General features: G+C 52.7%; 9 protein-coding genes, 1 tRNA gene, 2 rRNA genes and 1 pseudogene (1 of these 13 cut by a window edge). All 13 read right to left on the bottom strand.

Annotated features, from left to right (window positions below):
- Positions 1 to 19: 19 nt before the first annotated feature.
- Complete coding sequence (locus ACEWZM_RS11450) at positions 20 to 1216, bottom strand: DegT/DnrJ/EryC1/StrS family aminotransferase (RefSeq protein WP_414006548.1); 1197 nt, start codon at positions 1214 to 1216, stop codon at positions 20 to 22.
- Entirely contained in the window at positions 1213 to 1989 is a 777-nt protein-coding gene (locus tag ACEWZM_RS11445; protein ID WP_414006547.1) for a glycosyltransferase family 2 protein, read from the bottom strand. Before ACEWZM_RS11445 ends, ACEWZM_RS11450 begins: the two co-directional genes overlap by 4 nt.
- Entirely contained in the window at positions 1982 to 2779 is a 798-nt protein-coding gene (locus ACEWZM_RS11440; RefSeq protein ID WP_414006546.1) for an NAD-dependent epimerase/dehydratase family protein, read from the bottom strand. The genes ACEWZM_RS11445 and ACEWZM_RS11440 overlap by 8 nt, the downstream gene beginning before the upstream one ends.
- Before the next feature lie 8 nt (positions 2780 to 2787).
- A complete protein-coding gene (locus ACEWZM_RS11435; RefSeq protein WP_414006545.1) occupies positions 2788 to 3681 on the bottom strand; it encodes a glycosyltransferase family protein in 894 nt (297 codons plus the stop codon).
- Between the two features lie 265 nt (positions 3682 to 3946).
- A pseudogene (locus ACEWZM_RS11430) lies at positions 3947 to 4296 on the bottom strand (transposase); the annotation flags it as partial.
- A 292-nt stretch (positions 4297 to 4588) separates the two neighbouring features.
- Positions 4589 to 5989 (bottom strand): TRAP transporter large permease, encoded by a 1401-nt coding sequence (locus ACEWZM_RS11425; RefSeq protein ID WP_414006544.1) that lies wholly within the window; start codon positions 5987 to 5989, stop codon positions 4589 to 4591.
- Positions 5989 to 6612, bottom strand: coding sequence for a TRAP transporter small permease subunit (locus ACEWZM_RS11420; RefSeq protein WP_414006543.1), 624 nt, complete (start codon positions 6610 to 6612; stop codon positions 5989 to 5991). Before ACEWZM_RS11420 ends, ACEWZM_RS11425 begins: the two co-directional genes overlap by 1 nt.
- Positions 6613 to 6690: 78 nt before the next feature.
- Positions 6691 to 7704: a type 2 periplasmic-binding domain-containing protein gene (locus tag ACEWZM_RS11415; RefSeq protein ID WP_414006542.1), complete on the bottom strand. Its 1014-nt coding sequence runs from the start codon at positions 7702 to 7704 to the stop codon at positions 6691 to 6693.
- A 112-nt stretch (positions 7705 to 7816) separates the two neighbouring features.
- Positions 7817 to 9109 (bottom strand): sigma-54-dependent transcriptional regulator, encoded by a 1293-nt coding sequence (locus tag ACEWZM_RS11410; protein WP_414006541.1) that lies wholly within the window; start codon positions 9107 to 9109, stop codon positions 7817 to 7819.
- Positions 9106 to 10827, bottom strand: a complete 1722-nt coding sequence (locus ACEWZM_RS11405) for a sensor histidine kinase (RefSeq protein ID WP_414006540.1) — start codon at positions 10825 to 10827, stop codon at positions 9106 to 9108. Before ACEWZM_RS11405 ends, ACEWZM_RS11410 begins: the two co-directional genes overlap by 4 nt.
- A 235-nt stretch (positions 10828 to 11062) precedes the next feature.
- A tRNA-Met gene (locus ACEWZM_RS11400) sits at positions 11063 to 11139 on the bottom strand.
- 179 nt (positions 11140 to 11318) lie between these two features.
- Positions 11319 to 11433: ribosomal RNA gene (gene rrf / locus ACEWZM_RS11395) — 5S ribosomal RNA — on the bottom strand.
- A gap of 124 nt (positions 11434 to 11557) precedes the next feature.
- Positions 11558 to 13602: ribosomal RNA gene (locus ACEWZM_RS11390) — 23S ribosomal RNA — on the bottom strand; it runs 830 nt beyond the window's last position.

Below are 13602 nucleotides of genomic sequence, written 5' to 3'. Positions count from 1 at the left end.
TACCAGCCTACAATCCATGTCAGGCCGCGCAGTCATGCAGGGCCTTCGGACGGGCCACCTCCTTGAACGCACGGGTCACGCTGGTGACATCCGTCGTGGAAAGATTATGATGATTGGGCAGGTAGATACCGTAATCGTGGATCAAATCGGCATTCGGCAAGACCTGACGCCCGTAGTGCCGGATCCAAAATGGATGACGGGCAATATTTCCACAGATGAGGGGGCGGCATTCGATCTGTTCCGCTTTGAGATGTTCATACACCTCCATCCGGTTTGCAACCAGCGTCCCATAAGCAAAAGACGACAACAGCTCTGTCTCGCTTTCCTGACAGTAGAAATCTCTCAATTGCGCGGCATAGGTTTCAAAATTTCGCTCTCGCACACGGCAAATATGATCAAGCTTCAAGATTTGCTGTCGCCCAATAAACGCCTGCAGATCTGTCGAGCGCAGGTTAAAGCCTGCATAGTAGAACGTGTAGAGATTGCGGAAGTCATCGATATTATGATCCTGCTGCAATTGATCACGCAAAGTCGGATTTAGGTCCCGACTCCAGCCATGTGATCGCAATGACAACATGACCTGATGCAATTCGCTGTCATCAGTAACAACCATGCCACCTTCAATGGTCGAAATATGATGACCATAATAAAATGAGAAACTGCCAGCCGCGCCATGGCAACCAAGTTTGCGACCATCGCTGATCGATCCCAAGGCTTCGCAGCTATCCTCCAGCAACAGCACATCGTAGCGATCGCAAATTTCCCGGATCGCCTTCATATGGTTAGCATGTCCCAGGACATGCACGAGGATCAGCATTGCTGGTGCGTCTTCTTTGCAGAGCTGTTCAAGATGCTCCAGATCCAAGCCAAGGTTCGTAGGATCACAGTCACAAAGTCGAACATCAAACCCAAACTGAATGAGCGGTGAAACCGTCGTCACCCAACTGACGGCAGGCGCTATAACCTTGTTGTTTTTTAATCGCCCGGCCTCTCGGGCGGCATAAATCATCAATAAGTTGGCCGACGAACCCGAGTTTACAAACACCGCATGTTTACATCCCATCCAAGCGGCGAATTCGTCCTCAAAGAAAGTGGTTTCCTCTGCTTTGGTCAGACGGTTTCCTGCCAACATCCAGTCTGCGGTCTGCTGCAGTTCACGCCGCGAGATCGTGTCTTGCGCAAGGGTGATGGGGTGTGGAGGCTGGAAGTTTTTCATTGTTGTGCCCCTCTCACGGACTGCATCGCCTTCAGTTCAATGTAGTAGTGACGCACTTCGTTATAGGCCGCTGCGATATTCGCCGCTTTCTCTTTGTCCTTGAACGCGTCGATAGTGATGGAACCATCGTGAGCGCGAAAACTGGCAAGTGGTTCCTTCACAAAACCAACCTTCGGGTACCGCAGCATGGATAGGAGAGACGCGAAGATATCGGGCCCGACACCGTGATATTCACTGTTTTGAAGCGGAAGACGCCCCTGATACAATGCATCGATCAACACTTGGCGCCTAAACAATGCCGCCCCGGGAGAGATCAAGGACGCTACAATCTTCTCTTCAGCCACACGGTTTTCAAATATGCCAGTGTCCGGGAGCCACTCTAGGAATTGTGTCATCATTTGCTTGCCGGTTTTGTCGTCGATGACCTCTGCCCCAGAAAAAGCAAAGCCAACGTCATCTCCAAGAACCGATACACATTTTTCGATAAAGGTCGGTGCAATCCAGTCATCATCGTACTGCAGATGTACAAATTCGCCTGCTGCATGCAGAACGCCCTCGAGCCAGCAGAAATGCGGGCCAAAATCTCTCTCACGGCGTACATACGTAATTTTATCGGCATACTCTGCAGCAATCTGCGACGTATGATCGGTTGACCCGTGGTCAGAAACGATAACCTCACAAGCAACTGTCTGGTTAAGTGCGCTATCAATCGCTTTGGGCAACATATCCGCGCGATTGTAGGTTGGAATTACAATGGAAACTGTCTTAGTCATGGCTTTCTCCAAGGATCGTAAGCAGACGCGTCACATCGGCCTCGAGCGTGTCGTTTTGGCCCATAGGGCGGATATTCAAGGGAAATGGTGCGAGTGATTGAGCAAATTCTGCCACGCTCATCGCCCGGCCGGAGGCAACATTGACAGGGCCCTCGGCCTCGGAAAGTGCTAGGCGAACAAGGAGGCGTGCTGCCTCTTCAGCCGACAGAAAATCGCGAAGGCTGCCTGCTCCGTGAAGGTCAAACGTTGCCTCAGGCGACATGCCACTGAAACGACGCTCAAGCGTAGGCCGTAAAAAACTGCCAATTTGATCCGGGTCGTGTATGGAAAACAACCTAGCCATACAAACCGATCGCCCTGTCGCCGAACAGATCTGCTGTGCCGCAACCTCCGCTAGCCGTTTGGTTTGCCCATAGATAGAAAGCGGCTCCGTCTCATCCGTTTCACAAATTGGCCCGGCCTTACTCGCGTAAACATGGCTGGACGAGCACAATAGCAGCCGGGCGTCGCTGTCCGCCAAAGCGCTAAGCAAATTGATCGTCCCGCCAACATTCACCGCGAAAGCGCGGTCGGGCCTCGCAGTTACATCTTTTACGGGGACGATGGCTGCGAGGTGGATCACCAGATCAATTGGCCCCGCTGCATCGATCATATTAGCCGTAGCCACAGGGTCGGTTAAATCTGCCGTGTTACGCAGAACGTCTGCCTCTGGTGCCATGTCCGATAGCGCGTTGAGTACATGACGGCCAACAATGCCACCACTACCTGTTATGAAAATACGGTTTTGCATGGGTTCTGCTATGTTGCGGCCCGCGGAGCGGTATGTGGGCCAAGTCCCATAGTTCGGAACTGTCCAGCGAGTTCCTCGCTCGCCCTCTCAATGCTGTTCAGGTCCAAAGCATCGACTGCAGCTGTTTCACACGCGGCCCCTGGCCATTTAGAAAAATCACCTGAAGTGACGAAATTGGCGAAGGAAACTGTGCTTATTCCATGTTCTCGGAGAAATTCATTGTCCTGATGCGGCCGGAACTCAGCCTGCGATTTCTGATCAGAATAATATCGACCAATCACCATCGGGATACGCGTGAATTTTCTTTTTTTCTGAGCTAACACCTGCCAAAAAATAGCATCTCCGATCGATTTGATAGGCGTTTGATTACCAAAATAGCTAGGATACCACTGGCCGACCTGCTCCAGACTCCACAGCGTAGCCGGCCCATAAGTCCCGCGCTCTCCTGTACCGCTGCCTAGACGAAGGCCGGGCTTTGCTTTTGGCGGCCACTCAACGGAGAAGCACGTATTCCAGAGATCGTCGACTGTAAAACTCTGCTCGAGATGGCTCTCATCAAAATTGATCAACCACTCCCCGCCGACCAGCACGGATTGAGTCGCTTCTGCGGTTGACACCAAAGCTTGGACAGCGTTGGTCGCCAAACGGTCATCCATATTGAGATTCATAATGTACTTGGTACGCGCGAGAGCAGTTGCAGCGGACCAAGCCTCGTAGATCGTCAACGGTTCATCGAAACTATGCCAAGGGGCATCTAGCCAATCAGGGGCTTCATCACCGTTGTCGAAGATATAGCAAGCCTCAACCGGAATCGATTGTGCCTTTAGATTCTCCCAATGAGACCGCAACAGCTCAATCTTGTTCGGCTGCTTGTGCCACACGGCACAAAAGACCGTAGCCAATGGGCGATCATGCACGCTTAGATCAGGCGCATTGAACGAACTAAACTGCATATGACTGGTTCTCCAGAAAGCCGAGCACGGCGGCATGCACGTACCTCTTCAAGAATAGTCGCAGAAGAAATAAATTTGAGTTAAGTCGCAGCGGTTTTCATGGACACCTCTGTATTAAATACAGATTGCTTACTGCCAATCGGTTGTCTGGTCGTGGAAAGCCACTGGCGTTGTCGAAGCAGCAACCAAAGCCGAAGTCGAGGCCTTGGTTCAGGACGATTGACGCGCGGATCGATCCCGGCCAGGGCACAGGCCCGCCGCTGGTTGTAGTTCTTCTCTGTCATAGCCCAGTCCACGGCTCTCCGCCTTGCACCGGATCTCTTTCAGCGTTGCCACATCAAGCATCTGCTCGGCCAACATCTTCTTGAGCTTGGCGTTCTCGACCGCCAGAGCCTTCAGCCGCTTGGCCTCGGACACTTCCATGCCGCCATACTTCGAACGCCATTTGTAGAAAGTGCCATCGCTGATGCCGTGCTTGCGGCACAGTTCCTTCGCCCCCATTCCGGCTTGGTGCTCCTTAAGGATGCCGATGATCTGCTCTTCGCTGAAACGGCTTTTCCGCATCGCCTGTCTCCTCGCTTGGAGAACAGGCTAACTTCAAATCGCGGACTTTTCAGGGGAGCATGTCAGGATCCATTCTACTTTCCAGAACATAGATCGTTTGAAGTCTTCACTTGGGGAAAGCTCCTCGAAGACCAAACCACAACACTCTAGGACTTGATTTGACTGATGAATTTGGTCCCACTAAAGGCCTTTTCGGTGCTCTGAGTGAACAACAGGCCAAGTTTCTCGTACGATGACCCGTCAGTCCGCTCAGTTCTTTGATGCCCCTATTTGGGGGATGCCCTCGGTACCTTTATGCTAAACTTGGTAGCCACAGGACGATCTGGGGAAAGGCCACCAGAAGTCCGATCGTTATCGCATCTGCAATAAAGAACGGCGTAACGCCCTTAAACACGTCCTGTACCGTCAAATCATCACGGACACCTGCTACAACAAAGCAGTTCAAGCCGATGGGTGGGGTTATCAGGCAAAACTCCGCCATTTTGACCACCAATATCCCAAACCAAATCGCGCACATTGGCCCAGACATACCAAACGCGCTGTCTGCCGCCGAGACGGCCTCACCGCCGTTCAAAGCCATGACCGCCGGATAGACGACCGGAAGCGTCAGCAACAGCATGCCGATTGCATCCATAAACATGCCTAAGACTGCATAGGCCAACAGAATACAAATCAGGATCAACATGGGCGCCATAGTCAGCGACGTAATCCAATCCGAAAATGCACCAGGAAGATCTGCAAAACCCAGGAAGCGGACATATATCAATACGCCCCAGATGATCGTAAAGATCATCACGCTGAGTTTTGCGGTCTCTAGCAGCGCGTCGCGCAACTGAGTCCAGCGCATACCCTGATAGAGCGCCATCAAGAAGACAACGAATGCCCCGATCGCACCGCCCTCCGTGGGCGTGCCCCATGCGTCACCGCCGAATGGATTGTAAACAAAGCAGATGATCGTGACGACAACAAATATGATCGGCAGAGCAGGTGGAAGGGAGGCAAAGCGTTCCTTCCAGGTGAAGCCGCTGACCGGCGGACCAAAACCTTTGATGGTCAACGCCAAGCCAATGATCAGGCACGCATAAATGAGCGCGGAAAACGCACCGGGTATAAAGCCTGCCAATAGGAGCTTACCCACGTCCTGCTCTACGATAATCGCGTAGATCACGAGGATCGCAGAAGGTGGGATCAAGGAAGCAAGCGTACCGCCGGCCGCAACAACACCGGCGGCGAATTGTTTGTTGTAGCCGATCTTCAACATTTCGGGGATCGCGATGCGTGCAAACACAGCGGAAGTCGCAACTGAGGCTCCTGATACTGCGGCAAATCCGGCGGTGGCAAATACGGTCGACACGGCCAATCCACCGGGTACCCAGGCAATCCAGCGTTTTGCGGCTTCAAACAGGGCCTTTGTCAGACCAGCGTAGTAAGCGAGATATCCAATGAGAATGAAGGTCGGGATCAAGGACAACGCCTGTGATGATACTTTGGAATGGGGCACCTGCCCTGCGGTCTTGACTGCAACGCCAAGCGCCCAACCGAAATCATCAAACCCGTAGTCTTTCTTGGCCCAGAAAATCCAAATTAAACCGACCATTCCCGCCAGACCAGCGGCAAAGGCGACGCGCATGCCCAATACCACCAAGAGCAATAGGCCGCCTGTGACCCAGAGACCAATTTCAATCGGTTCCATCAGTTCTGTTCTTTCAATTGATCGGCTTCCATTTGAGCCTGTTTCGCGGCGTCCGCGATAAGCGGAATGGCAACCGTCTGACCTGTTACGAGTCCACGTATGTACGCCCAAACCTGAAGACAAAGGCGCAGGCAGAGCACGAAGAATGCGACCGGGGCCAAGAGCTTTGCCGGCCAGATCGGCAAGGCGATATCCATCGAGCTGTCGCGGCTCCACATTGGAGAGCCGAAATCAAAGCTACGTCCGAAATGCGCCCAGGTGCCCCATACGAGCAGTATCATCAGCAACAAGACAGCTAGCGTTGTGATCAGTTCTGCGGTGTAGAGTGCGCGTCCACGTAAACGCCCGACCAAGATATCCATGCGAATATGGGCACCTTCGCGCATGACATAAGCAATGCCCATGAATGCTATCAACGGCATCGCCTGTTCAATCCAGTCAACATAGCCTGGCAGCGGCGCATTCACGAGGTTGCGCCCGCTTACAGAAACGACGGCCAATACCATCAGAGAGAACACAGCCAACCCGCTGAGCAAGGCCAGAAAAGTTTCCAGACGCAGGAGTGCCACATCAAGTTTACTAAGCGTACTGCGATCGCGCAGCACTAAGGACGCGGATGCCATAGATGCCTCAAATATCGGGGGGACGAGATTGGTCAAAAGGCCCCGCACACAGATATGCGCGGGGCTTTCGATGAAGGTTTAGCTGCCGTTGGCAATCATACCCGTGACAAGGTCATAGAGATCTTGAGCAGGCAGACCCGCAGCAGTGTTTTGCTCGATCCATGCTGCAGCAGCAGGCGCGGCTGCTGCGTCTTTGAAAGCTGCGATCTCTTCATCAGAGAACGTCACACGTGTGATTTCGCGCTCGTCGAGTGCAGGACCCCAGGCTTCCATTGTTGCCCCATTGTAATGAGCAACATAGTGATCAAGTGCTTCGTCCACCGACCCCAACAGAGCGTCGCGGTGCGCATCCGACAGGCTATCAAGCGCATCCGTATTCACGACCACAGGGCAGTTCACGGTGCCCGGGTTCAGGTTCTCGGTCCACCACGTCGCGTTTTCGATGGTACCGAACGACATATGCGCATGCGGTGCAAAAGCCACTGCCTTTACGACGCCCGAGTCCATGGCCTGGCGTACTTCTGACGCAGACATCGAAGTTGGCACTGCGCCCACTGTTTCCATAGCCGCCCCGATACCACCGGTTGCACGCACGCTCAGACCGTCGAAATCAGCCAAACTGCTGGGTGCGTCACCAACACCAACAATATTATACTGTGGCAAAGGCGATGGCATCAGCAGTGTGGCATTCCAACGGCCAAGGTCGTTCACAGCGGCAGGATGCTGGTAAACAGCCATCGAAAGCTCGATTTCCTGCTCAAGCGAAGACACGCCAAGAAACGGCAATTCCATAACTGTGATCGACGGGTTTTTGTCGCGGTGATAGCCCGCACAAAACTGCGCCATTTCAAAAGCACCGATCGAAATACCGTCAAGGTTTTCGCGGTTGTTGGACAAACCACCATAGCTGATATTCAATGTGAATTCACCGTCGGTCTTCTCGTTAACAAGTTCTGCCAAGCGTTCGACATGTTCGGTAAAGGCACGACGTTTGCCCCATAGAGAGACGTTCCACTCTTCGGCTACGGCTGATTCAGTACCAAACGCAACAACGAGAGCGGACATAGCCGCATAGCTCAGATACTTTTTCATGTAAGGTTTCCTCCCAAAAACGATGTGCGGGAAGAAAAGCATATTCGGTCTGCTTAGACTCATGAAGAAAATTGCGTCTCGCGTCCGATCTGCCCTGCGGAAATCCGCATAGCTATAAAAAAGCGTCTTTGTCCAAGCCTAGTTTCACAATTTTCTCGTTTAGGGTCCGCCGCCCGATCCCCAGGGAATCTGCGGCATCGTCCATACGACCTTGATTGGCGTGTATGGCTTTTCCGATCATTTGGCGTTCGAAGGCGGCGACCGCTTCACGCAATCCCGGAAGCGGTGGGTTTGTGTCTTCAGCGATCAGGAGAGCGTCGGCGATCGTGCCATGCCCGTGTTGCGCCAAAATAACGAAGCGTTCTACGACATTTCGCAATTCACGGACATTTCCAGGCCAATCATGTGCGATTATGGTCGCTAGATCGGCCTCAGTCAGCTCAGGAGGCGTTGATCCATGAACGGATGCAGCACGAGCGATAAAATGCTGCGCTAACAAAGGTATATCGTCTAATCGTGCTTTCAGCGGTGGTAGCGAAAGTCCAAACCCTTCAAGACGAAATAGCAAATCTTGCCGTAGACGTCCTTCGGTCACAGCCAGGCCGGTATCTTCGTTTGTTGCCGAGATGATTTGCAGGTTGACCTTTACTGGCGCACCTGTCCCCTCCGGCAAGACCTCCTGTGCTTCGATTAGACGCAACAGGACCGGTTGAATGTTTGCAGGGCATGCGCAGATCTCATCCAGAAACAGTGTACCGCCTGATGCATTTTGCGCGATAAGCGGTAGCTGCTGTGCATTCATCTGGGCGGCATTTATCGTAACAAAAGGGCCATCGCAGCGATCCGAGATATCGTGCAACGCCCGCGCGATAAGGTCTTTCCCGGTCCCGGTATCCCCCCGTACCAAAACGGCAGCACGAGATTGTGCAGCCATGGCTATAGTCTCGCGCAGTTTCACCATTTCTGCGGTTTGACCCAAAATAACGCGATCAACACCTGACAACTGCTGTAGCCGTGTCTTTAGCCTCTGATTGCTTTCCTGCATTTGATGTTGCTCAGCCGCATGTGACAGGATCAACAACAACCTCTTGGGATCATGGGGTTTTTCAACGAAACTATAAGCGCCCTCGTTCATCGCCTCAACCGCGGTTGGGATGTCGCCATGAGCGGAAATCAATACCAACGGCGGCGCTGCCTTCAAGCTTTTTAGCAATTCAATCCCTGTCATTTCAGGCATACGCACATCCGAGAGAATGACATCCGGCTGAAACCGCGAGATCCAACGTTCCGCATCGGTTGCCCGCGCCAGAGCTTTGGTTGTCCATCCTGCAGCTTCGATGAGATCCACCAACGAATTACGCATCATTCGATCATCATCGATTATAAGTATGCGAAATGCGCTCACGTCTGCGTCCCCTCTTCTGCACGCGGGAGTTCTATCCGGAACACTGCTCCGCCTTGTTCCCGGTCCTCGGCTGAAATCGTACCGTCGTGATCAGCAACAATCCCAGCAGAAATCGTCAGGCCAAGGCCCATTCCACGCCCACTTTCTCGCGTGGTGGCAAATGGCTCGTTGAGATCATCATAGGTTTTGCCACCCAGCCCATGGCCCGTGTCTTGTACGGTAAACCAGACATGCCTAGCGTCTTGGCCCATTACAATCCGGATTTGGCGAATAGGTTCGACCTCCACAGCATCCAAAGCGTTGCGAACAATATTTGTCATGACCTGTTCGAGCCTTAAACGATTGGCCTTCACCAATACCGAGCCGCCAAACCGCTCAAAGGTCACCACCGCATCACAATGGTTGATAGTTGGCTCCAATAGTTCAAGTGCATCGTCCATAACGTCTTGGACATCCACAACTTCGAACTTGTCACGGCCCTTCCGCGAAAAAAATTTCAGCTGCCGCGTGATGTTTTCCATGCGCGCCACAAGCCCCTCCATCTTATTGGTCAGCGGAGACGCCCCCGATGTGATCTCGGCGGCAACCAACTGGTTGCGCATCGCGGCAATCGGCTGGCCCAGTTCGTGAGTCACAGAGGATGCAAGCTGGCCTAGGGCTGCCAATCGCCCTGCCCTCTCGAGCTCGACCTGCGTCTTGTGCAATCGCTGTTCTGCCACCCGACGTTCATCAATTTCACGTGCTAGTTTGTCATTGGTCTGACGTAGTTCAGCCTCTTCGCTTTCCGACCTGCGAAGCGCTGCACCAATCCGCCTGACGCGAAGAAGCTGAATCGCAATGAGCGCCACCATCACAAATACCAAAAACGCCCCAGTGGTTAGCCAGGCACGTGTCACAGCAACATCATCCGGTACAAAGAAATGCAAAGACCAACTATTCGGTAATTCGTTGGTATGCAGATAGAGCAGCTGTTCTCCCGCCACCTGCGCAGTTTGATTGACGTGATCGGCAGACCATTCGAATGCGACTAACTTTTCATCTGAAAACTGGCGAGCTGTTGCGATCTGTTCGCGCTGTATTTCAGACAGCGGTTCTAATGTTCGATATCGCCAAGACGGATCTGAGGCAAGCAACACGACGCCATCCGCATTCGCCAAAACGATCTGCTCGCCAGACGCTTGCCAGCTTTCCTGCAAGGCCATCAGATCAATCTTGATGGCAATAGCGCCATGGCCGTCGTTCTCGGGGTTCTGCACTGATATCGCATAGAAGTACCCAGGTTGGCCCGTAGTAGCACCGATCCCGTAAAATTCTCCCAGTTCTCCTCGCTGGGCTTCCTGAAAGTACGGGCGAAACGCATAGTTCTGACCTTTGAAGCTCGCCTCTGTCTGCGCGTTTGAGGCAGAAATTGTCTGTCCGGTTCCATCCATCAGAAATATTGCGTCTATCCCGGCACTCTGGGAGAACCGTGCAAGCCTGTAATCAAGCGCTTCCGGGTCAGCACCTCCAAGCGTCGCCGTCACAACAGGATCCAAGGATAGCAAAAAGGGTAAATGCGAAAAATGTCGCAGCTCAGCGACTAAGGTACTCCGATAGAGAGTCAGCCTTGCCTTGGCCTTTTCAATTTCCTGTGCCTTAAAATAGGAAAATGAAGTCCAGAACAAAACGGCCGAAAGAGCAGCCGAACAGGCTATCAGGAAGAAGTTAGTCGCTCGCATCAGCTAACCTAGCGCGTTCATGACATTGATATCAATCAAGCTAGTGTGCGATCTTCTCTGCCGCCAAGCGTGCAGCTTAGCAGTATTCGATATGCTAGTTTTATTTAGAACTAGACTAGATGAACTCCAGCGCGACCACTCAGGTCTTTTTTGCGTTTTTGAACTGTTAGAAACGCCAACAGCGATTTTTATGTCGTTAGTTTGTTGTTTTAAGGTGTTTTTGATTTTGTAAGATTGGTTGCGGGAGTAGGATTTGAACCTACGACCTTCAGGTTATGAGCCTGACGAGCTACCGGGCTGCTCCATCCCGCGACACTTTTGTTGGGCGATCGCTTACGCTACTTGAGCCCTTTTGTTTGTCCTATCGCCGATTTTGGCGGTTTAGGACTATTGCAGTATTGCTTGTAGCACGACTGCGTGTCCCCTTCAGGGTGATATGGTCTGAAGGGTATTCGTTATTAATATCGTTTAAGAGTTATGGATTTTACTAGGTTTGGCGGTGACCTACTCTCCCACGCCTTAAGACGCAGTACCATCGGCGCAACAGTGCTTAACTTCCGGGTTCGGGATGGGACCGGGTGTTTCACTTGCGCTATGACCACCAAACCGAGAAAAATCCATATATCGACGATGTTTCACAATTTTTGTGAGACGCTCGTCGAGATACAACCAACATGAAGTCCAGTTTTGTTTTGCTTTTGGTTCATTGTGTCACTGACTGTTACTGGAACAGATCAAGCCTATCGGGCGATTAGTACCGGTCAACTGAATGCATTGCTGCACTTACATCTCCGGCCTATTGACGAGGTGGTCTACCTCGGCCCTCAGGGATACCTTGTTTTGAGGGGGGCTTCCCGCTTAGATGCCTTCAGCGGTTATCCTGTCCGATCATAGCTACCCTGCACTGCTGCTGGCGCAACAACAGGTCCACCAGTGGATCGTTCACCCCGGTCCTCTCGTACTAGGGGCAACTCCTCTCAAGTATCCTACACCCACGGCAGATAGGGACCGAACTGTCTCACGACGTTCTAAACCCAGCTCACGTACCTCTTTAAACGGCGAACAGCCGTACCCTTGGGACCTGCTCCAGCCCCAGGATGAGATGAGCCGACATCGAGGTGCCAAACACTGCCGTCGATATGGACTCTTGGGCAGTATCAGCCTGTTATCCCCGGCGTACCTTTTATCCGTTGAGCGATGGCCCTCCCACTTGGGACCACCGGATCACTATGGCCGACTTTCGTCTCTGCTCGACTTGTCAGTCTCGCAGTCAGGCTGGCTTCTGCCATTGCACTCAACGAGCGATTTCCGACCGCTCTGAGCCAACCTTCGCGCGCCTCCGTTACGCTTTAGGAGGCGACCGCCCCAGTCAAACTACCCGCCACGCAGGGTCCCGGATCCGGATAACGGACCGCGGTTAGACATCAAGAGTGCGAAGGGTGGTATCTCAAGGGAGGCTCCACGTGAACTAGCGTTCACGTATCGATGCCTACCACCTATCCTGCACGTCACAATCCTGATGCCAGTGCGAAGCTGTAGTAAAGGTGCACGGGGTCTTTCCGTCTAACCGCGGGAAGCCTGCATCTTGACAGGCAATTCAATTTCGCTGAGTCGATGTTGGAGACAGCGGGGAAGTCGTTACGCCATTCGTGCAGGTCGGAACTTACCCGACAAGGAATTTCGCTACCTTAGGACCGTTATAGTTACGGCCGCCGTTTACCTGGGCTTCAATTCGGAGCTCTCACCCCTCCTTTTAACCTTCAGGCACCGGGCAGGCGTCAGACCCTATACGTCGTCTTGCGACTTCGCAGAGCCCTGTGTTTTTAATAAACAGTCGCCACCCCCTGGTTTGTGCCCCCAGCTCCAAGTTGCCTTGGAACCGGGCCTCCTTCTCGCGAACTTACGGAGGTATTTTGCCGAGTTCCTTCAACATCGTTCTCTCAAGCGCCTTGGTATTCTCTACCAGTCCACCTGTGTCGGTTTAGGGTACGGTCTCATGGAGGGCTATTTCCAGGGACTGATCAGCAGCCCATTCAATCCGATAAGGATGAACTACCTTCACAATCCGTCACATCCTCCTGGCCTAGGAATATTAACCTAGTTCCCATCGGCTACGCCTTTCGGCCTCGCCTTAGGGGCCGGCTTACCCTGCTCAGATTAGCTTTAAGCAGGAACCCTTGGACTTTCGGCGAGAGTGTCTCTCACACTCTTTGTCGCTACTCATGTCATCATTCTCGCTAGTGATCTCTCCACGGGATCGCTCACGCGCCCGCTTCATCGAAAGCCTCGTGTCTCCGGCACTCATTATAAAATGAGTAAAAGAGACATGAGACTATGTCACACTACGCTCTGCTACCATGCACTATGTGCATCCTAAGCTTCGGCTCATGGCTTGAGCCCCGTTACATCTTCGCCGCAGGACGTCTTAATTAGACCAGTGAGCTGTTACGCTATCTTTAAAGGATGGCTGCTTCTAAGCCAACCTCCTGGTTGTTTTGGACATCCCACCTGCTTTCCCACTTAGCCATGAATTAGGGGCCTTAGCTGTAGGTCAGGGTTGTTTCCCTCTCCACTACGGACGTTAGCATCCGCAGTGTGTCTGCCATCTAGTACTCCCGGGTATTCGGAGTTTGGTTAGGATCAGTAAGCCTGTGGGGCCCCATTACCCATCCAGTGCTCTACCCCCCGGGGTATTCGGATGACGCTCTACCTAAATAGATTTCGCAGAGAACCAGCTATCTCCGAGTTTGATTGGCCTTTCACCCCTAGGCACAG

It is taken from the genome of Phaeobacter cretensis, from assembly GCF_047372505.1.
In the GTDB taxonomy this organism is placed as follows: Bacteria; Pseudomonadota; Alphaproteobacteria; order Rhodobacterales; family Rhodobacteraceae; genus Phaeobacter; species Phaeobacter cretensis.
The sequence above is the reverse complement of the archived record's forward strand: the minus strand, read 5'-3'. Positions and strand labels throughout refer to the sequence as shown.

Bases quoted from the DNA above. Each gene is read 5' to 3' on its own strand.
- ACEWZM_RS11450 (WP_414006548.1), bottom strand. From the start codon at position 1,216: ATGAAAAACTTCCAGCCTCCACACCCCATCACCCTTGCGCAAGACACG.
- ACEWZM_RS11445 (WP_414006547.1), bottom strand. From the start codon at position 1,989: ATGACTAAGACAGTTTCCATTGTAATTCCAACCTACAATCGCGCGGAT.
- ACEWZM_RS11440 (WP_414006546.1), bottom strand. From the start codon at position 2,779: ATGCAAAACCGTATTTTCATAACAGGTAGTGGTGGCATTGTTGGCCGT.
- ACEWZM_RS11425 (WP_414006544.1), bottom strand. From the start codon at position 5,989: ATGGAACCGATTGAAATTGGTCTCTGGGTCACAGGCGGCCTATTGCTC.
- ACEWZM_RS11420 (WP_414006543.1), bottom strand. From the start codon at position 6,612: ATGGCATCCGCGTCCTTAGTGCTGCGCGATCGCAGTACGCTTAGTAAA.
- ACEWZM_RS11415 (WP_414006542.1), bottom strand. From the start codon at position 7,704: ATGAAAAAGTATCTGAGCTATGCGGCTATGTCCGCTCTCGTTGTTGCG.
- ACEWZM_RS11405 (WP_414006540.1), bottom strand. From the start codon at position 10,827: ATGCGAGCGACTAACTTCTTCCTGATAGCCTGTTCGGCTGCTCTTTCG.